The organism is Demequina lignilytica (assembly GCF_030418375.1).
GTDB lineage: Bacteria > Actinomycetota > Actinomycetes > Actinomycetales > Demequinaceae > Demequina > Demequina lignilytica.
In genome coordinates this window covers 14,326-32,616 of the sequence record NZ_JAUHPZ010000003.1, presented here as the reverse complement: position 1 = coordinate 32,616, position 18,291 = coordinate 14,326, and the positions used below count along the sequence as shown (strand labels likewise).

Sequence of the window (18,291 nt, the reverse complement as noted above, 5' to 3'; positions counted from 1 at the left end):
GAACTGATCTCAGGCGGTGATGCCGGGCAGGATGCGCGGCGCCAGGTCGGGGACGAAGTCGTGGTCGAGCGGGAAGATCGGTCGCCAGACCTTCTGGAAGTCGAGCCGCGAGAAGTCGAGCTCGGTGCCGCCCGGGGTCAGCGCCATGAAGGTCGAGGCGGCGAGCGCCTTCTGGCCGGGGAACATGTAGCCGTTCTTCACGACGACCACGTCGTAGCCGGTGACGTCGTGCCACACGCGGTACGGACGGCGCCACGCGGACGGGTCGTCGAGGCTGGTGAACTTGACGCGGCTCACGTGGAGGGAGACGTGCACCTGGCCGTTGTCGACGACGGCGCCGACGACGCCCTCGCCCATGAGGCCCTCGACCAGCTCGAGCACCGTCCAGGGCCCGGCGACCGCGGGGGAGAACCGGTGGTCGACCGTGGCGCCGATAGCGCGGTCGAGCACGCCGCCCACGCCGACCTCGACGGCCGCCGCGACGGACTCCGGGTCGCAGATGCCCTCGAACACGATCGACAGGCCGCTGGCGAGGAAGTCCTCCCGCTCGAGGGTGCGCGTGAGCGCGAACGTGAGGTCGCCCGAGGCGCCGGCCGTGATGTTGTCGCCCGCGTCCGCGATCCACAGCGGTCGCGGGGTGTCCGCGGCGAGCGCCTTGTCCAGCGCCTCGTCCCAGGTGCCGTGCTCGGCGACGATCTCGAAGCGCTCGCGCGCGTCCCAGTACGCCTGGGCGAGCTCGGCGGCGGTGGCGGTCACCGCGTCCTCGTCGTCGCCGGTCACCATAACGGCGGCGCCGTTGCGGTCCTCGTCCGCCCACGCGAAGCCGACCCACATGCCGGCGTCGATGACGCCGGGACGGTGGGAGGCCTCCTCCGCCAGCGCGTACACCGTCGCGCCGGGCTCGACCTGCGTCGACGTGCGCTCGCCCGGGAGCAGCAGCGGCACGCGGACCCAGGCCCGGACCGGGCGTCGGCCGTCGCGCAGCACGGCGACCAGGTTGCGGATCGAGCGCTCGCGCGAGACCTGGTTGTCGGTGTGCGGCGAGTACCGGTGGCACGTCGCGAGGTCGACCATCGAGGCGAGCTCCTCGCTCAGGTTGCCGTGGGGGTCCATCGACATCGAGAGGATGCAGTCCGGACCCACCAGGTCCCGGATCTTGCGCAGCATGCGCTCCTCCGCGTGGTCGCGGCCGACCACGTGCGCGGCCCCGTGCATGTCCAGGTAGACGCCGTCGAGCGGCATGGCCGCCGCGAGGCCCTCGAGGATCTCCGCCTCGATGCGGTCGTAGGCCTCGGGCTCCACGGGGCCGCCCGCCGCGCCCTGCGCGCGCAGCGTCGGCAGCCACTCGATGCCCTCGTTCCAGTCGCCCAGGATCGCCTCGAGGTCGTACTCGGCGAGCAGCTCCGCACCGCGGTGGAGGTGGAAGTACTCGTAGGGCGTCTCGTAGGTGGTGAACATGGTGGACTCGTGGCCGAATCCGGCGATGGCGATGCGCATGAGGGCTCCTGAGGTGGTGTGCCGATACCAGGACTATACATTGCGCTATGTTGCGCAGTTGTTACGTTTCGCGCCCTCGCCGCGCTCGGGAGTCGGGACCGCCCGACTACCTGGTGATTTGCGTCCGAATCCCTTTGCATTGCCCCGATAAGCCTTCTTTCCAGGGCACTTGCTGACAGCCGGTGCCGCAAGGAAGGACGCCTTTGATCTTTACAGCCGATTAACAGTCACGAAACATCTCGCTGGTTCCATAGGCAACGTCGCACAACAGTTTTTGCGCAGTTGCGATGGGGCGCGGTCCCGGACCGTGCATCCCGCGTCCGCCTCGAATCGACCCGTGGGAAGACACCATGCTCACCTTCATCGTCCGCCGGCTCCTCGCGGGGGCCGTCCTGGTCCTCGCCGTGTCGATGATCTCCTTCACCCTGCTCTACGCAGGCGGGGGGAACATCGCCCGGCGCATCCTCGGCCAGAACGCGACCGAGGAGACCGTCGCGCAGCTCGCGCACGAGCTCGGTCTCGACCAGCCGCTGATCGGTCAGTACACCGGCTGGCTCACCTCGGCGCTCTCGGGCGACCTGGGGGTGTCGTGGGTCACGAGCCAGTCGGTGGCGGTCAGCCTCGGCAGCAGGCTCGCCGTCACGCTGTCGCTCGTCATCTGCACCACGGTCATCGCCGCGGTCGTGTCGGTCGGGCTCGGCGTGCTCGCCGCGCGCCGCGGCGGCTGGGTCGACTCGGTGGTGCAGCTCGTCGGCGTCATCGGCTTCGCCATCCCGGGCTTCCTCGTGGCGCTGTACCTCGTGATCTGGTTCGCGATCGACCTCGGGTGGTTCCGCGCCACCGGCTACACGCCGATCGGCGAGTCGTTCTCGGGGTGGGTGAACTCGATCACCCTGCCGGTCATCGCGCTGTCGCTGGGTGCGATCGCCGCGGTCGCCCAGCAGGTGCGCGGCTCGGTGATCGACGCGATGTCCCGCGACTACGTCCGCACGCTGCGAGCGCGCGGGCTCGGGCTCACGCGAGTGGTCTACGAGCACGTGCTGAGGAACGCGGGCGGACCCGCGCTCGCGGTCCTCGGTGTCCAGTTCGTCGGACTGCTCGGCGGCGCCGTGATCGTCGAGCAGGTGTTCGCCCTGCCGGGCATCGGCCAGCTCACCGTCACCGCGACCGGCGGCGGCGACATCCCCGTGGTGATGGGCGTGGTGGTCGCGACCGCCGTGATCGTCGTCATCGTCAACCTGCTCATCGAGCTCGGCCAGGCCGCGCTGAACCCGAAGGTGAGGCTCTCGTGAGCTCCGTCGCATCGTCCCCCGCGCCCTTCGCCGCGCGGCAGCATCTCCTGGCGCGTCTGGTGTGTCGTCCCGTCGCGCTGTTCTCGCTCGTCGTCCTCTCCGTGGTGGCCGTCGTCGCCGCCCTGGGCGGGCGCATCGCTCCGTACGACCCCAACGAGGCGAACATCTCGCTCGTGCTCGCGACGCCCAGCGCGGAGCACGTCCTCGGCAACGACTCCGCGGGACGTGACGTCCTCTCCCGCCTGCTCGCGGCCACCCAGATTTCCATCGCCGCGGCGCTCGTCGCGATCGTGACCGCCCTGATCCTCGGCGTGGTGGCCGGCCTGATCGCGGGCTACTACCGCGGCTGGTTCGACACGGTCGCGTCGTGGGGCACCGCGGTGGTCATGGCGCTGCCCGGCATCGTCGTGCTGCTCGCGGTGCGCGCGGTCGTGGGGTCCTCGATCTGGCTCGCCATGGTCGTGTTCGGCCTCCTGATCTCGCCGGCCTACTACAAGCTGGTCCACTCGTCCGTCACCGCGGTCCGGCAGGAGCTGTACATCGACGCCGCCCGCGTCTCGGGCCTCGGGTCCCTGCGCATCATCGCCCGGCATGTGCTCTCGGTGGTGCGCGCTCCCATCATCATGCAGTCCGCGATCGTCGCGGGCATGACCATCGCGGTGCAGGCGGGCCTGGAGTTCCTGGGCCTGGGCGACCTCAACGTGCCCACGTGGGGCCAGATGCTCAACGATGCGTTCGTCAACATCTACCGCGCGCCGCACCTGATGCTGTGGCCGTCGCTCGCGATCGCCCTGACGTCCATCGCGCTCACGCTGCTCGCGAACGCCATGCGCGACGAGCTCGAGCGCTCGACGCCCGTGGGGCGCCGGCGCCGCCGCAAGGCGGCCCAGGCGGACGTCGTCGACTCCGCGCCGGCCCCGCAGGTCATCGTGCACGCGGACGATGCCGCGACCGCCGCGATCGCCGACGAGCGGCTCCTCGAGATCTCGGGGCTCCGCGTCGCCTACGACCAGCCCGACGGGTCGAGCATCGAGGTGGTGCACGGGGTCTCGATGGCGATCCGTCGCGGCGAGGTCCACGGCCTCATAGGCGAGTCGGGCTCCGGCAAGTCGCAGACCGCGTTCTCGGTGCTCGGCCTCCTCCCTCGCGGCGGGCGTGTCACGGCGGGCACCATCGACTTCGACGGCACCGCGCTGGCGGGCGGCTCGGAGAAGGCCTACGCTCCCATCCGCGGCACGCGGATCGGCTACATCCCCCAGGAGCCGATGTCGAACCTCGACCCGTCCTTCACGATCGGCCATCAGCTGGTCGAGCCGCTGCGCGTCGGGCTCGGGATGTCCAAGGCCGAGGCGAAGGCCAAGGCGCTCGCGCTGCTCGCGAGGGTCGGCATCCCCGACCCGCAGCGCACGTTCGACGCCTACCCGTTCGAGGTCTCGGGCGGCATGGCCCAGCGCGTCCTCATCGCCGGGGCCGTCTCCACCGATCCCGACCTGATCATCGCCGACGAGCCGACCACGGCGCTGGACGTCACCGTGCAGGCCGAGGTCCTCGACCTCCTGCGCGACCTGCAGGCGGAGCGCGGCATGGCCATGCTGCTGGTGACCCACAACTTCGGCGTGGTCGCCGACCTCTGCGACCGCGTCACCGTCATGCAGCACGGGCTGTTCGTGGAGTCCGGACCGGTGCGCACGATCCTGCGCACGCCGGAGCACCCCTACACCCGGTCGCTCCTCGACTCGATCCTCGACGAGGGCCCCGCGCGGGCCCCATACGGCACCACCAGGAAGGAGGCCCGGCTGTGACCGCGCCGCTCCTCAACATCGTCGACCTCGTGGTCGAGTACCCCGGCAAGGGCTTCCGCGCCGCGCCGTTCCGCGCGCTCAAGGGCGTCTCGCTCGACATCCGCCCCGGCGAGACCATGGGCCTCGTGGGCGAGTCCGGCTCCGGCAAGACCACCCTCGGGCGCGCCGTGCTGGGCCTCGCCCCGGTCTCGGGGGGGGCCGTCACCTACGACGGCAAGGACATCTCGCACCTGCACCACCGCGCCCGCCGCCGGCTCGCCAGCGAGATCCAGGTGGTCTTCCAGGACCCGTACTCCTCGCTCAACCCCTCCATGACGATCGCCGAGATCCTCGCGGAGCCGCTCACCATCGCCGGGGTCGCGCCCGCCGAGGCCAAGCGCCGCGTCAAGGACCTGCTCGACCGCGTCGGCCTGCCCGACTCGGCGAGCGACCGTCTGGCCCGCGAGTTCTCGGGCGGCCAGCGCCAGCGCGTCGCCATCGCCCGCGCCCTCGCGCTCGACCCGCGCCTGATCGTGTGCGACGAGCCCGTCTCGGCGCTCGACCTGTCGACCCAGGCGCGCGTCCTCGACCTCTTCATCGAGATCCAGGAGCGCACGGGCGTCGCCTACCTCTTCATCACCCACGACCTCGCGGTGGTGCGGCACATCAGCCACCAGGTGGCGGTCATGTACCACGGTGAGATCGTCGAGACCGGGCCGGCCGACCGCGTCACCACCGATCCCGTCCACCCGTACACCCAGAAGCTGCTGATGGCCGCGCCGCTGCCGGATCCCGACCGTCAGGCCGCGCGCAGGCGCGAGCGCGCCGCGCTGCTCGGTCGCTGAGCCCGGCCCGCCCGGGTGAACGTCCGGTGAACACGCCGGACGCGGCCCGCGCGGCTGGCAGGATGTGCGCATGACCGCGCACCTGGGCCGGAAGGCCGTCGCCGAGCTGGTCGGTACCGCTTTCCTGCTGATGGCGGTGGTCGGCTCCGGGATCATGGCGACGCGGCTGTCGGACGACGTCGGGCTGCAGCTGCTCGAGAACTCCATCGCGACCGGCGCCGCGCTCATCGCCCTCATCATCGCGCTCCAGCCCGTCTCCGCGGCCTTCAACCCCGTGGTGACGCTCGTGGAGCGCGTGCTGGGCCTGATCGGCACCCGCGACGCGCTGGTGCTGATCGCCGCGCAGATGGCGGGCGGCGCCGCGGGCGTGGTGCTCGCCAACCTGATGTTCGAGCTGCCGGCCGTCTCCGTGTCGACCACCGAGCGCGGGGGAGCGGGCCAGTGGCTCGCCGAGGTGGTCGCCACCGTCGGCCTGGTGCTCATCATCTTCGGCTCGGTGCGCGGCGACCGCAGCCGCACGGTCGCGTTCGCGGTCGGCGGCTACATCGCCGCCGCGTACTGGTTCACGTCGTCGACCAGCTTCGCGAACCCCGCCGTGACGGTGGCGCGCATGCTGTCGGACACGTTCGCGGGGATCGCGCCGGGATCGGTGGCGATGTTCATCGCGATGCAGCTGCTCGGCGGCGCGATCGCCGTGGTGCTCGTGCGCACGCTCTACCCGGCGCGTCAGCGCGCGCTCGTCGCGCCCGACGGGGACGATGCGACGGCCTGACGGCGCGCATCGTCCTCACCCCATGGCGCGGCGGACCATCTCCTCGATGCTCGCGGCCACCTCGTCGTCGATGGCCGTCACGGCGTAGGACGTGGGCCAGAACGACCCCGCGTCGAGCGTGGCGCGCTCCTCGAAGCCGAGCGTCGCGTAGCGCGACTTGAACTTGTGCGCCGGCTTGAAGAACACCACCACCTTGCCGTCGCGCGCATATGCGGGCATCCCGTACCAGGTCTTGGGCGCGAGCTCGGGAGCGACGTCGGCGACGATCCCGTGGACCCGCTCGGCGAGGGCCCGGTCGTCCGGCTCCATCGCCGCGATGGCCTCCTCGCAGGCCGCCCTGTCGGCCGCGGCGAGCTCCTCCTTCCTGGTCGACCGGCGGCGCTTCGCCTCGGTCGACGCGGCCTTCATCGCCGCCTTCTCGTCATCGGAGAACGTGTCCGCTCCCATGGGTCGCTCCTTCGGTCGCCTGGACGATGCGCGGGCCGGGGCCGCGCTCCCAGGTCACCGTACCTCCGCGTGCTAGTTTCCGGCTCATGAGGGCATTGAGCCTGGCAGGGACCGCGACGGGGCTGATCCTCGCGGCACTCTCCGCCACCCCGAGCCTGCTCCCGCGGCTCCCGTACGAGCAGGGCGTCCTGACGGGTGTGTGCTTCGCGATCGGGTACGCGCTCGGCACCGCCCTCGGGGTGGCGATCACCGCCCTGGTGAGGGTGCCGCCGGAGGGCTGGGTCCCGCGGGCCGCGTGGATCATCCTGGGCGTGGCGGCCGTCGGCGGGTCGGTGCCGCTCGCGCGGCTGTGGGCGCGCACCCAGGGCGATCTGGCCGGCGCGGGCGGCGCGCCCCGGCCCGGGGTGGTCGACGGCCTGGTCGCGCTCGGCGTCGCGCTGATGACGGCCGCGGCGCTGCTGGCGTTCGGGCGAGGGGTCACCGCGGTCACGCGTCGCCTCGCCCGTCGCCTCGCACCGGGCGAGGAGCACTGGCGATGGCTCGGCATGCCCTCGGCGATGGTGGTGGTCACCGTGGTGATCGCCGCCGTGGTGGGCGCCGCGATCTACGGCTTCGGCACCTACACCGAGTGGAGCTACCAGCGGTACAACGCCTCGGGCGGGGCGGAGGAGCCGGCGAGCGAGTTCCGCTCGGCGGGCCCGGAGAGCGCGCTGTCCTGGGACCTCACGGGACACGAGGGCCGGTCGATCCTCGCGGGCGGCCCCTCCGCGCACGACATCGGGTCGCTCACGAAGACCGAGGCGGAGGAGCCGATCCGCGTGTACGTCGGAGTCGACGAGCCCGGCGGCTGGGACGACCATGCCGCAGCCGCGGTGTCCGAGCTGGATCGCCTGGGCGCCGCCGACCGTGGCGCCATCCTGGTCGCCGCGACCACTGGTACCGGGTGGCTCGACCGGCAGGCGATCGACTCCTTCGAGTACCTGCTCCACGGCGACACCGCGCTGGTGACGATGCAGTACTCCGTCGCCGAGAGCTGGCAGTCGTACACCTTCCACCCGGGTGCCTACCGCGACTCGACCTCCGCCCTGCTCGACGCGGTGCACGACTGGTGGGCGGCGGTGCCCGAGGCCGACCGTCCCGAGCTGTTCGTCTACGGCCTGAGCCTCGGATCGCGGGCCGTCCAGGACTCGTTCGAGGACGCGGAGGCGCTCCGCGCGTACGGCGACGGCGTGGTGCTCGCCGGCACGCCGTACGGCACGGCGATGAACGCCGAGCTCACCGCCTCGCGCGACGCCGGCTCCCCGGTGGGCCGCCCCGTCCTCGATGACGGGATCGCGTTCCGCTGGTTCAACGAGGGGATCGACCTGGCGGAGGCCGGGGGGCCGTGGGAGCGCCCGCGCGTCGCCTTCCTGCAGCACGGCAAGGACCCGATCGTGTGGGCCGGCCTGCCCATCCTGTGGTCTCAGCCCGAGTGGCTCGAGGACGGCCAGCGCAACGACGGGATCCATCCGGACATGCAGTGGTTCCCCTTGGTGACGGGCCTGCAGACCATGGTCGACTCGATGCAGGACCTCGCCGGCCCCGACGGCGACGGGCACCGCTACGGCTCCACCACGCTGGAGGCGTGGATCCAGGTGGTCGGCGACGGCGGCTACACCTCCGATCAGCTCGACCTGATCCGTCAGCGCGTGGCGGGGTCGGACGCGCCTGCGGGGGGCGACGTCTAGCGTCGCCCCCCGCAGGCCCCTCGAGGAGGAGGGTCTCAGTCGAGCGCGTCGATGCGCGCGCGCATCTCCGCGAGCTCGGCCCGGATCTCGGCGGGCACGCGACCGCCGTACGAGTCGAGGAAGGCGGCGGCGTCGTCGGCCTCGGCGGTCAGGGCGTCCTTGTCCATCGCGAACAGGGCGGCCCAGTCCGCGTCCTCGACGCCCGCGGCGGCGTGGTCGATCTCGCCGTCGGCCGGGACGTAGCCGAACGGGCTGTCGGCGCCCTCCGCGGTGCCGTCGATGCGGTCCAGGATCCACTTCAGCGCGTGGATGTTCTCGCCGAAGCCGGGCCACAGGAACCGGCCGTCGGCGCCCTTGCGGAACCAGTTCACCTGGAACACCGCGGGGGCGCCGCCGGCGACCTCGGCGGCGTGGCCGACCTCGAGCCAGTGCTTCCAGTGGTCGGCCATGTGCACGCCCGAGAAGGGGAGCATCGCGAAGGGATCGCGGCGCAGCTCGCCCACCGTGCCCTCGGCGGCGGCGGTCCGCTCCGACGCGAGCGTCGCGCCCATCAGCATGCCGTGGTCCCAGGACCGTGCCTGCGACACCAGCGGGACGTTGGTCGCGCGGCGGCCGCCGAAGATGACGGCGTCGACGACGACGCCGGCGGGGTCCTCCCAGTCGTCCGAGATGGTCGGGCACTGCGCGGCCGCGACGGTGAAGCGCGAGTTCGGGTGCGCGGCCGGGGTGGACGCGTCGGGGGTCCAGTCCTTGCCCAGCCAGTCGGTCAGGTGGTCGGGGACCTCGTCGGTCATGCCCTCCCACCAGACGTCGCCCTCGTCGGTGAGCGCGACGTTGGTGAAGACCACGTCGTGCTCGAGCGTGTCCATCGCGACCGGGTTGGTGCCGCGCCCGGTGCCCGGCGCCACGCCGAAGAACCCCGCCTCGGGGTTGATGGCGCGCAGGCGGCCGTCCGGGCCCGGCGCGAGCCACGCGATGTCGTCGCCGAGCGTCTCGACGGTCCAGCCCGGGATGGTGGGCTGCAGCATCGCGAAGTTGGTCTTGCCGCAGGCGCTGGGGAACGCGGCGGCGACGTGGAACACGCGGCCGTCCGGGTTGGTCACCTTGAGCAGCAGCATGTGCGCCGCGATCCAGCCCTCGTCCTGGCCGATCGCGCTCGCGATGCGCAGCGCGAAGGCCTTCTTGGCCAGGATCGCGTTGCCGCCGTAGGCGGAGCCGTAGGACCAGATCTCGCGCGTCTCGGGGTAGTGGACGATGTACTTGGTCTCGTTGCATGGCCACGGCACGTCCTCCTGGCCGGGAAGCAGCGGCGCGCCCACCGAGTGCACCGCCGGTACCCAGGGCGTCCCCGGGGTGATCCGGCGCAGCGCGTCGGCGCCCATGCGGGTCATGGTGCCCATCGACAGCACGACGTAGGGGGAGTCGGTGACCTGCACGCCGTAGCGGGCGAGCGGGCTGCCGACCGGGCCCATCGAGAAGGGCACCACGTACATGGTGCGTCCGCGCATGGCGCCCGCCATCAGCTCGGACAGGGTCGCGCGCATCCGGTTGGGATCCATCCAGTTGTTCGTGGGGCCGGCGTCCTCCTCATGCTCGGAGCAGATGAACGTCCGGGACTCGACGCGGGCGACGTCGTCGGGGTTCGAGCGCGCGAGGTAGGAGCCCGGGCGGAGCTCGGGGTTGAGCGGGGTCAGCGTGCCCGCCTTCTCCAGCGTGGAGATGAGCCGCTGGCGCTCGGCCATCGAGCCGTCGCACCACACGATGCGCTCCGGGTCGGTGAGCCGTGCGATGCGGCCCACCCAGGCGGCGATCGACGGGTCGATTCCGGCGGGCAGGCCGTCGAGGCCCAGGATCTGCTGCTCGATGACGGTCATCATCGCTCCCCTTCGAGGTCGGATCCGCTGAAATTTGCGGCTTGAGACTCACGCTACGGCGGCTTGGCCGCACTCGAGGGTCGAATCTTGCGTGAAGTTTGGCCGATCTTTCGCTAGTGTCAAGATTCATGGCCGATCTTCCGACGCTGGGGCGCCGCATCCGTCACTTCAGGACCGCCGCCGGGCTGACCCTCGAGGAGCTGGGCGCGCGGATCGACGTCGCACCGAGCCAGCTCTCGCTGATCGAGAACGCGCGGCGGGAGCCGCGGCTCACCCTGCTGACGGACCTCGCGCGCGCCGTCGGCGTCACGGTCGCCGACCTGCTCGACGAGTCCCCGCCCGACGAGCGCTCGGCGCTCGAGATCGACCTCGAGCGCGCGCAGTCGCGCGCGGCGTACCGCGAGCTCGGCCTCCCGACGGTGCGCCCCTCGAAGGGCATGGCGGACGACGTGCTGCGCGCGCTGGTCGGCCTGCACGGCGAGCTCGACCGGCGCGCGCGGCTCGCGATCGCCACCCCCGAGGAGGCGCGCCGCGCGAACACGCGGCAGCGGCGCGCGATGCAGGCGGTGGACAGCCACCTGCCCGAGATCGAGGCCCTCGCGAGCAGGGACGTCGAGGCCGTCGGTCACCGCGGCGGCGCCCTTACCCACCGCACCGTCAGCCTCATGGCGGAGCGGATGGGGCTCGACCTGGTCCACGTGGGCGACCTGCCGCACTCGGCCCGCTGCGTGCTCGACCTGGAGAACGGCCGGATCTACCTCCCGCCGGCGTCGATCCCCGGCGGCCACGGGCTGCGGTCGCTGGCGCTGCAGTCGATGGCCCACCTGGTGCTCGGCCACGGCGAGCCGACGGACTACGCCGACTTCCTGCGCCAGCGTCAGGAGGCCTCGTACTACGCGGCCGCGTGCCTCATGCCGCTCGGGCCGACGATCGCGTTCCTCGAAGAGGCCAAGCAGGAGCGGAACATCGCCATCGAGGATCTGCGCGACGCGTTCGGCGTCACGCATGAGGCGGCCGCGCTGCGGTTCACCAACCTCGCCACGTCGCGCCTCGGGATCCCGGTGCACTTCCTCCGCGTCGACGGGGACGGCTCGGTGATGCGCGCGTACGAGAACGACGGGCTGCCGCTGCCCGTCGACGCGACCGGCTCGACCGAGGGCCAGCTGGTGTGCCGCCACTGGAGCGCGCGCAACGCGTTCTCACGGTCGACCCGCACCACGGAGTACTACCAGTACACGGACACTCCCAAGGGCACGTTCTTCGAGGCGACCCAGACCGGCCAGGGCGACTCGGACGAGTTCTCGATCACCGTGGGCGTGCCCTACCAGGAGTCCAAGTGGTTCCGCGGGCGCGAGACCGGGCACCGCGCATCGTCCCGCTGCCCGGACCTCACCTGCTGCCGCCGCCCCGAGCCGGGCGCGGTCGAGCGCTGGCACGGGCGCGCGTGGGCCAGCGCGCGGGTCCACGCGCACATCTTCTCCCCGCTGCCGCAGGGGACCTATCCCGGGATCGACGACCGCGAGCTGTACGACTTCCTCGAGTCGCACTCGCCGGGCACGCCGGCGGACGGCTAGCTCAGAGCAGCAGCCCCCAGGCCGCCGCGGCGAGGCCGCCGATCGCGAGGCCGAGGCCCACGGGGTCGATGCGGCGCAGCACGGACGGACCCTCGCCGGCGGGGTCGCCCGACGGGTGCGCCGCCCTCCAGGCGTCCCAGCGGGCCCTGATCATGGCGGAGGCGTCCCCCGACGGGGTCCCGGTCGCGTCGCCGGCGCGCCCGGCGAGGGGCGGCACGCCCGACTCCGACTCGCGCGCCACCTGCTTCTCGATCCGTCGCGACTGGGCTGCTCCGGGCGCGGGGGCGGCGAACGCGCCCGCCTTGCGGCCGTCGTCTCCTCGCACCTCGAGGCTCCAGCGGGTGTCGAGGCCCTCGAGCCGGGAGAACGGCACGGTGGCGACCTGGGTGATGTTGTGGATCTCGACGCGGTCGTCGGTCACCGCGACGTGCGGCCGCAGGAACGCCGCGAGGCCGAGCGCGATCATCCCCGCGCCCACGCCGAGCCCGCCCTGCGCGTTCCCCAGCCCCGCGGCGATGACGTGCCACACGGCGATCACGGCACCCGTGCCGACCGCCGTCCAGCCCCAGATCTGCGAGGAACGGGCGCGATAGGTCTGCATGGGCTCCATGGTCCCATGCCGCCGGGGTCGCCCCTCCGGACGGTGGCGTCCCTCAGTCCTGGCGTGCGCGGAACGCGGCCTGGGCCGCGCGGTTGGTGCACGTCACGGTGCAGTACTTGCGCGAGCGGTTGCGCGACAGGTCGAGCACCACGCCCTCGCAGTCCTCCATGGCGCACCGCGAGAACCGCTGCGTCTCGTGACCGCGGATCACGTCGATCATCGCCATCGCCGTCTCGACCAGGATCCGGGCGTGGAACGGGCCCTGCTCGTCCGTCGCGTGGATGTGCCAGTCGATGTCGCCGTGGCGCACCAGCCGCGGCACGGCGTGCTGCTCCGCGAGGATCCGGTTGACCAGCGGCACGGCCTGGTCCCGCGATGCGAGGAACAGCTCGCGCAGCGGGGTGCGGATCGCGCGGACGGGCTCGAGGTCGGCGGCGGTCGGGCGCCTGCCGGTGTACTCGAAGCGCTCGAAGAACTCGAGCAGGTCGTCGAGCGTCGTGAGCGTGTCCGGCTCGAGCTCGGAGTTCGACAGGAACACGCCCGACTCCAGCGCCTCCGCGGTGTCATTGGCGAACGTCATTTTGACACATTACCAAACGACATCTAGTGTCATCTGTCATGACTGCTTTGACTCATGACGTCGCGCGGGGCCGCCTCGGGCAGGGCCTCGTCTTCGCGCTCGTGTCCGCGGCGTCCTTCGGTGCCTCCGGCTCGCTCGCGCGAGGCCTGCTCGACGCCGGCTGGTCGGCGGGCGCCGCCACGCTGATCCGCGTCGCGATCGCGGCCGTCGCGCTCGCGGTCCCCGCGGTGCTGGCCATGCGGGGGCGGTGGCATCTGCTGCGCTCGACGTGGCCCACGATCGTCGCGTACGGCGTGTTCGCCGTCGCGGGCTGCCAGCTCTTCTACTTCATGGCGGTCGGCCACCTGGACGTCGGCGTCGCGCTGCTCATCGAGTACATGGCGCCGGTGGTGGTCATCGGCTGGATGTGGGTCACGCAGGGCAGCCGCCCGGGCGCGCTCACGCTCGGCGGCGCGCTCCTCGCCATGGCCGGCATGGTGCTGCTGCTCGACCTGATCGGCGGCGCCGGCGCCGTCGACCTGGTGGGCGTCGGTTGGGCGATGCTCGCGATGGTGGGCGCCTCGGTCTACTTCGTCATCGGCGGCGACACGTCGACGGGTCTGCCGCCGGTGATGCTGGCGTGGGGCGGGCTCGTGGTCGCGAGCATCGTCCTGGCGGTCGCCGCCGTGACCGGCCTGGTGCCCTTCGCGGCGGTGCTCGGCGCGGTCCAGCTGCTGCCCCTCGCGGTGCCGTGGTGGGTCGCGGCCGGCGTCCTCGGGGTGGTCACCGCGGCGATCGCCTACGTCGCGGGCATCGCCGCGACGCGGCGCCTCGGCGCGCGGCTCGGGTCCTTCGTGTCGCTCACCGAGGTCATCGCGGCGGCTACGTTCGCCTGGCTCCTGCTCGGGCAGGCACCGGCGCCGATCCAGTTCGCGGGCGCCGCGCTGATCCTCGGTGGGGTCATCCTGGTGAAGCTGGGCGAGCCCGCCGCGGAGACCACCGCGATCACGCCGCAGCAGGTGCCGGACGCGATGCCCGACGCGATCCCGGCCGCGGTGCTCGCGGAGGTTGCCGCCGGGGAAGGGATCGAGGCCGATCGCCCCGTCGCGGGCGCCGAGCCCGCGGGCATCGCCGCCGACGCCTCGCGCCGGTAGAATGTCCCCCGGTCCACGTCGGACCGGAATCCCAGACACGAAACGAGTTCCCGCATGCCCCTGCGCTCCGACCTGCGCAACGTCGCGATCGTCGCCCACGTCGACCACGGCAAGACCACCCTCGTCGACGCCATGCTCGTCCAGGGCGGCGCCTACGGCGACCACGCCCATGTCGAGGACCGTGCGATGGACTCCGGCGACCTCGAGCGCGAGAAGGGCATCACGATCCTCGCGAAGAACACCGCGATCCGGTACACCGGCGAGGCCGCCGGTCCCGAGGGCGTCACCATCAACGTGATCGACACCCCGGGCCACGCGGACTTCGGCGGCGAGGTCGAGCGCGGCCTGTCGATGGTCGACGGGGTGGTGCTGCTCGTGGACGCGTCCGAGGGCCCGCTGCCGCAGACCCGGTTCGTGCTCCGCAAGGCGCTCGCGGCCAAGCTGCCCGTCATCATCGTCGTGAACAAGGTGGACCGCCCCGACTCCCGCATCGACGAGGTGGTCGAGGAGACGCACGACCTGCTCCTGGGTCTCGCCTCCGACCTCGAGGACGAGGTCCCGGACCTCGACGTCGACGCGCTGCTCGAGGTGCCCGTCGTCTACGCCTCCGCGAAGGCCGGCATCGCCTCGCTCGCCCAGCCCGCGGACGGCACGCTCCCGGACGGCGACTCCGTCGAGCCCCTGTTCAAGGTGATCATGGAGCGCATCCCCGCGCCCTCCTTCGACGAGGGCGCGCCGCTCCAGGCGCACGTCACCAACCTGGACGCCTCGCCGTTCCTCGGCCGCCTCGCGCTGCTGCGCGTCTACAACGGCGAGATCCGCAAGGGCCAGCAGGTCGCGTGGGCACGCAAGGACGGCTCCATCAAGCAGGTGAAGATCACGGAGCTGCTCGAGACCAAGGGCCTCGACCGCGTGCCGGCCGAGTCCGCCAAGGCGGGCGACATCGTCGCCGTCGCCGGCATCGAGGAGATCACCATCGGCGAGACCCTCACGGACCTCGAGGACCCCCGTCCGCTGCCGCTGATCCAGGTCGACGACCCGGCGATCTCGATGACCATCGGCATCAACACCTCGCCGCTGGCCGGCCGCGTCAAGGGCGCCAAGGTCACCGCCCGCCAGGTGAAGGACCGCCTCGAGAAGGAGCTGATCGGCAACGTCTCGATCCGCGTGCTGCCGACCGAGCGCCCCGACTCGTGGGAGGTCCAGGGCCGCGGCGAGCTCGCGCTCGCGATCCTGGTGGAGCAGATGCGCCGCGAGGGCTACGAGCTCACGGTCGGCAAGCCGCAGGTGGTCACCCGCGAGGTCGACGGCAAGCTGCACGAGCCCATGGAGCACATGACCATCGACGTGCCGGAGGAGCACCTCGGCGCCGTGACGCAGCTGCTCGCCTCGCGCAAGGGCCGCATGGAGTCGATGTCGAACCACGGCACCGGCTGGGTCCGCATGGAGTTCATCGTCCCCGCGCGCGGCCTCATCGGCTTCCGCAGCCAGTTCCTCACCGACACCCGCGGCACGGGGATCGCCTCGTCCATCGCGCACGGCTACGAGCCGTGGGCGGGTCTGATCGAGTACCGCACCAACGGCTCGCTCGTCGCGGACCGCGCCGGCGCGGTCACCTCGAACGCGCTCATGGCCCTCCAGGACCGCGGCACCTTCTTCGTCGGTCCCACCGAGGACACCTACGAGGGCATGGTGATCGGCGAGAACTCGCGCAACGAGGACATGGACGTCAACATCACCAAGGAGAAGAAGCTCAACAACATCCGCTCGTCCACGGCGGAGGAGCTCGAGCGCCTGGCCCCGCCGCGCCGCCTCACGCTCGAGGAGTCCCTCGAGTTCGCCCGCGAGGACGAGTGCGTCGAGGTGACGCCGGAGAAGGTCCGCATCCGCAAGGTGATCCTCGACGGCACCGAGCGGGCTCGCGCGGCCTCGCGCGCCAAGCGCCAGAACGCCTGACCCCCGCCCCTACCATGGGCTCCATGGCTCGCATCATCGGCTCGTACGTCGTGATCGCCCTGCTCGGTGCCATCGTGGCGCTCGTGGGAGGCGGCGCGCATCGCTCGTACGGCTGGGTCGGGCTGACGCTCTGCGTGCTGCTCGTGGGGGTGGCGAGCGTGTTCGCCCGCACGTGGCGAGGCTTCGCCGGGCTGGGCGTGCTGGCGGGCGCCTGGATGCTGGTCACGGTGCCTCTCGCGGGCGAGGGTCCCGGCGGGTCGGCGCTGATCGCGGTCGACGCGCTCGGCCTGGGCTGGGTGATCGGCGGGTCGGTCGCTGTCGTGGTCGCGGCCTTCCTCCCGCGGTCGCTGCTCCTCGGACGTGACGAGGCAGTCCGCGCATGACGCGGGGCGAGGGGGGCGACCGCGACACCGAGGTCGAGCCGTACCTGCAGGAGTCGCCCGAGGACGATGCCGTCGACGTGGAGGCTCGCGCGTCGCGGGACGATGCGGGCGTCGGGCACGACGATCCCGCCGAGGACCAGGCGCCGGTCGACGAGGACGGGCCGCCCGCCGCGTCAGGCCACTGGGGTCGCTGGGTCGCGTTCGGCCTGCTCGTGATGGTCGCGGGCGCATACGTGGTGGCGGCCTTCTACGCCTCCGCGCGAGTGCCCGACGGCACACGGGTGCTGGGCGTCGACATCGGCGGGCTCCAGCGCGCCGCCGCGGTCGCGGCGCTCGAGCCCGCCTTCGCCGAGGTGCAGGACGCGCCGGTGACGCTGACGATCGACGAGCGCGGCACGCTCATCGACCCGACCGAGGCGGGCCTGAGCGCGGACGCCGCCGCCACGGTCGACTCCCTGCTGTCCTTCAGCCTGTCGCCCATGCGCATCATGCGGGCGTTCAGCGGCGCCGAGGTCGACGTCGATCCCGTCACCGGCGTCGACCGCGACGCGCTGGTCGCGGCCGTCGACGCGGTCGCCGACAACCTCGTGGCGGAGCCTCAGGACGCGGTCGTCACCGTCTCCTCCACCGGCGCCGCGGTCACGCCGGGTGTCGACGGCGAGGGAGTCGACACCGAGGCGAGCGCGGACATCGTGGCGGAGGCGTGGCCCGTCGACGCCGTCGAGGTGGTCGCCGCGCCGCTCGAGCCCGCCGTCACCACAGCCGAGGCGGAGGGCTTCGCCGCCGACCTCAACGCGACCACGCTGGCCGCCGACGTGCTCATGTCGGGCGAGAACGGCGACGCGACCGTCACGTCGGAGCAGATGGTGGAGAACGCGACGGTGGTCGCGGAGGAAGGCGAGCTGCGGCTCGTCATCGACGGCGCGCCCATCGCGGCCGAGCTCGAGCGCGCGGACCCCGCGCTCGTGAGCGACCCCAGCGCCGCCTCCTTCAGCTTCACGTCGGACCACCAGCTGACGGTGGTCGACTCGACCACCGGGCGCGCGATCGACCCCGACGCCCTGGGCGAGGCTGTCGTCGCCGCCGCGACGTCCGCCGACCGGGTCGGCACGCTGCCGTACCGCGACACGGAGGCCACCGTCACGAGCGACGACCTGGGGGTCGACGACTTCAAGGAGATCGTCTCGACCTTCAGCACCCCGGTCCCGTACGACCCGATCCGGACCAAGAACCTCGCGCGCGGCGCGGAGCTGATCACGGGAACCGTGGTGAAGCCGGGGGAGCGCTTCGACCTCACCGAGGTGCTGTCCCCGATCAACGGGGAGAACGGCTTCTACCAGGCGGGCGTGATCGTCAACGGCATCCACACCGAGGGCTACGGCGGAGGCCTGTCGCAGGTCTCCACCACCGCGTACAACGCCGGCTACTTCGCGGGCATGGACGACATCGCGCATCGTCCCCATTCCGTGTACTTCCAGCGCTACCCGGCGGGGCGGGAGAGCACCCTGTTCATCGGCTCGATCAACATGGTCTTCGAGAACTCGACCCCCTACTCGCTGGTGATGAGCGCGTACATCGAGGACGCCAAGCTCACCGTCGAGATCTGGTCGACGCCGTACTACACGGTGAAGACGTCCGCGTCGGCGCGCACCAATGTCACGCCCATCACGACCGTCGAGCTGGACGATCCGGACTGCGAGGCCTACCCCGGAGGCGAGGACGGCTTCACCATCACCAACACGCGCGAGCGCTACGTCGACGGCGAGCTCGTGGACAGGAAGAGCCTCACCTGGACGTACCGTCCGGACAACGCCGTGAAGTGCGTCTAG

At 72.0% G+C, this 18,291-nt stretch carries 15 protein-coding genes; 10 read left to right on the top strand and 5 right to left on the bottom strand.

All coding sequences use genetic code 11. The features are described from left to right. Positions 1–9: 9 nt before the first annotated feature. Entirely contained in the window at positions 10–1,497 is a 1,488-nt protein-coding gene (locus QQX13_RS06255) for a M81 family metallopeptidase (protein WP_301152838.1), read from the bottom strand. Positions 1,498–1,847: 350 nt separating this feature from the next. On the opposite strand from QQX13_RS06255, the gene QQX13_RS06250 reads away from it, so the two are divergent. From QQX13_RS06250 to QQX13_RS06235, 4 genes are all read left to right on the top strand, one after another. Next, positions 1,848–2,789 carry an ABC transporter permease gene (locus QQX13_RS06250; protein WP_301152836.1) on the top strand — a complete coding sequence of 314 codons (942 nt, stop codon included), beginning with the start codon at positions 1,848–1,850 and terminating at the stop codon, positions 2,787–2,789. Next, positions 2,786–4,591, top strand: a complete 1,806-nt coding sequence (locus QQX13_RS06245) for a dipeptide/oligopeptide/nickel ABC transporter permease/ATP-binding protein (protein ID WP_301152834.1) — start codon at positions 2,786–2,788, stop codon at positions 4,589–4,591. Before QQX13_RS06250 ends, QQX13_RS06245 begins: the two co-directional genes overlap by 4 nt. Continuing rightward, positions 4,588–5,415 (top strand): ATP-binding cassette domain-containing protein, encoded by an 828-nt coding sequence (locus QQX13_RS06240; RefSeq protein WP_301118891.1) that lies wholly within the window; start codon positions 4,588–4,590, stop codon positions 5,413–5,415. The genes QQX13_RS06245 and QQX13_RS06240 overlap by 4 nt, the downstream gene beginning before the upstream one ends. A 70-nt stretch (positions 5,416–5,485) precedes the next feature. Next, positions 5,486–6,187 carry an aquaporin gene (locus tag QQX13_RS06235; protein WP_301118892.1) on the top strand — a complete coding sequence of 234 codons (702 nt, stop codon included), beginning with the start codon at positions 5,486–5,488 and terminating at the stop codon, positions 6,185–6,187. A gap of 15 nt (positions 6,188–6,202) precedes the next feature. Here the strand turns inward: QQX13_RS06235 and QQX13_RS06230 are convergent, their stop codons facing one another. Then, positions 6,203–6,634, bottom strand: coding sequence for an iron chaperone (locus tag QQX13_RS06230; protein ID WP_301118893.1), 432 nt, complete (start codon positions 6,632–6,634; stop codon positions 6,203–6,205). Positions 6,635–6,720: 86 nt separating this feature from the next. Between QQX13_RS06230 and QQX13_RS06225 the strand changes: the two genes are divergently transcribed. Then, positions 6,721–8,361 carry an alpha/beta-hydrolase family protein gene (locus QQX13_RS06225; protein WP_301118894.1) on the top strand — a complete coding sequence of 547 codons (1,641 nt, stop codon included), beginning with the start codon at positions 6,721–6,723 and terminating at the stop codon, positions 8,359–8,361. Between the two features lie 35 nt (positions 8,362–8,396). On the opposite strand, the gene QQX13_RS06220 is transcribed toward QQX13_RS06225, so the two are convergent. Beyond that, positions 8,397–10,235 carry a phosphoenolpyruvate carboxykinase (GTP) gene (locus QQX13_RS06220; RefSeq protein WP_301118895.1) on the bottom strand — a complete coding sequence of 613 codons (1,839 nt, stop codon included), beginning with the start codon at positions 10,233–10,235 and terminating at the stop codon, positions 8,397–8,399. Between the two features lie 128 nt (positions 10,236–10,363). On the opposite strand from QQX13_RS06220, the gene QQX13_RS06215 reads away from it, so the two are divergent. Then, positions 10,364–11,809, top strand: a complete 1,446-nt coding sequence (locus QQX13_RS06215) for a helix-turn-helix transcriptional regulator (protein WP_301118896.1) — start codon at positions 10,364–10,366, stop codon at positions 11,807–11,809. A 1-nt stretch (position 11,810) separates the two neighbouring features. Here QQX13_RS06215 and QQX13_RS06210 read toward each other — a convergent pair whose 3' ends face one another. Continuing rightward, a complete protein-coding gene (locus tag QQX13_RS06210) occupies positions 11,811–12,410 on the bottom strand; it encodes a hypothetical protein (protein ID WP_301118897.1) in 600 nt (199 codons plus the stop codon). A gap of 52 nt (positions 12,411–12,462) precedes the next feature. Beyond that, positions 12,463–12,990 (bottom strand): CGNR zinc finger domain-containing protein, encoded by a 528-nt coding sequence (locus tag QQX13_RS06205; protein WP_301118898.1) that lies wholly within the window; start codon positions 12,988–12,990, stop codon positions 12,463–12,465. A gap of 38 nt (positions 12,991–13,028) precedes the next feature. On the opposite strand from QQX13_RS06205, the gene QQX13_RS06200 reads away from it, so the two are divergent. From QQX13_RS06200 to QQX13_RS06185, 4 genes are read left to right on the top strand one after another with little or no spacing between them, the layout of a single operon-like run. Next, positions 13,029–14,123 (top strand): EamA family transporter, encoded by a 1,095-nt coding sequence (locus tag QQX13_RS06200; protein ID WP_301118899.1) that lies wholly within the window; start codon positions 13,029–13,031, stop codon positions 14,121–14,123. Between the two features lie 54 nt (positions 14,124–14,177). Further along, positions 14,178–16,079, top strand: coding sequence for a translational GTPase TypA (gene typA / locus QQX13_RS06195; protein ID WP_301118900.1), 1,902 nt, complete (start codon positions 14,178–14,180; stop codon positions 16,077–16,079). A 23-nt stretch (positions 16,080–16,102) separates the two neighbouring features. Beyond that, complete coding sequence (locus tag QQX13_RS06190; protein WP_301118901.1) at positions 16,103–16,462, top strand: hypothetical protein; 360 nt, start codon at positions 16,103–16,105, stop codon at positions 16,460–16,462. Further along, on the top strand, positions 16,459–18,291 hold the full coding sequence (locus QQX13_RS06185) for a VanW family protein (RefSeq protein WP_301118902.1): 1,833 nt from the start codon (positions 16,459–16,461) through the stop codon (positions 18,289–18,291). The genes QQX13_RS06190 and QQX13_RS06185 overlap by 4 nt, the downstream gene beginning before the upstream one ends.

What these genes read in the sequence shown, in the direction of transcription:
- QQX13_RS06255 (WP_301152838.1), bottom strand. Translation starts at nt 1,497, where the DNA reads ATGCGCATCGCCATCGCCGGATTCGGCCACGAGTCCACCATGTTCACC.
- QQX13_RS06250 (WP_301152836.1), top strand. Translation starts at nt 1,848, where the DNA reads ATGCTCACCTTCATCGTCCGCCGGCTCCTCGCGGGGGCCGTCCTGGTC.
- QQX13_RS06235 (WP_301118892.1), top strand. Translation starts at nt 5,486, where the DNA reads ATGACCGCGCACCTGGGCCGGAAGGCCGTCGCCGAGCTGGTCGGTACC.
- QQX13_RS06230 (WP_301118893.1), bottom strand. Translation starts at nt 6,634, where the DNA reads ATGGGAGCGGACACGTTCTCCGATGACGAGAAGGCGGCGATGAAGGCC.
- QQX13_RS06225 (WP_301118894.1), top strand. Translation starts at nt 6,721, where the DNA reads ATGAGGGCATTGAGCCTGGCAGGGACCGCGACGGGGCTGATCCTCGCG.
- QQX13_RS06220 (WP_301118895.1), bottom strand. Translation starts at nt 10,235, where the DNA reads ATGACCGTCATCGAGCAGCAGATCCTGGGCCTCGACGGCCTGCCCGCC.
- QQX13_RS06215 (WP_301118896.1), top strand. Translation starts at nt 10,364, where the DNA reads ATGGCCGATCTTCCGACGCTGGGGCGCCGCATCCGTCACTTCAGGACC.
- QQX13_RS06210 (WP_301118897.1), bottom strand. Translation starts at nt 12,410, where the DNA reads ATGCAGACCTATCGCGCCCGTTCCTCGCAGATCTGGGGCTGGACGGCG.
- QQX13_RS06205 (WP_301118898.1), bottom strand. Translation starts at nt 12,990, where the DNA reads ATGACGTTCGCCAATGACACCGCGGAGGCGCTGGAGTCGGGCGTGTTC.
- QQX13_RS06200 (WP_301118899.1), top strand. Translation starts at nt 13,029, where the DNA reads ATGACTGCTTTGACTCATGACGTCGCGCGGGGCCGCCTCGGGCAGGGC.
- typA (WP_301118900.1), top strand. Translation starts at nt 14,178, where the DNA reads ATGCCCCTGCGCTCCGACCTGCGCAACGTCGCGATCGTCGCCCACGTC.
- QQX13_RS06190 (WP_301118901.1), top strand. Translation starts at nt 16,103, where the DNA reads ATGGCTCGCATCATCGGCTCGTACGTCGTGATCGCCCTGCTCGGTGCC.
- QQX13_RS06185 (WP_301118902.1), top strand. Translation starts at nt 16,459, where the DNA reads ATGACGCGGGGCGAGGGGGGCGACCGCGACACCGAGGTCGAGCCGTAC.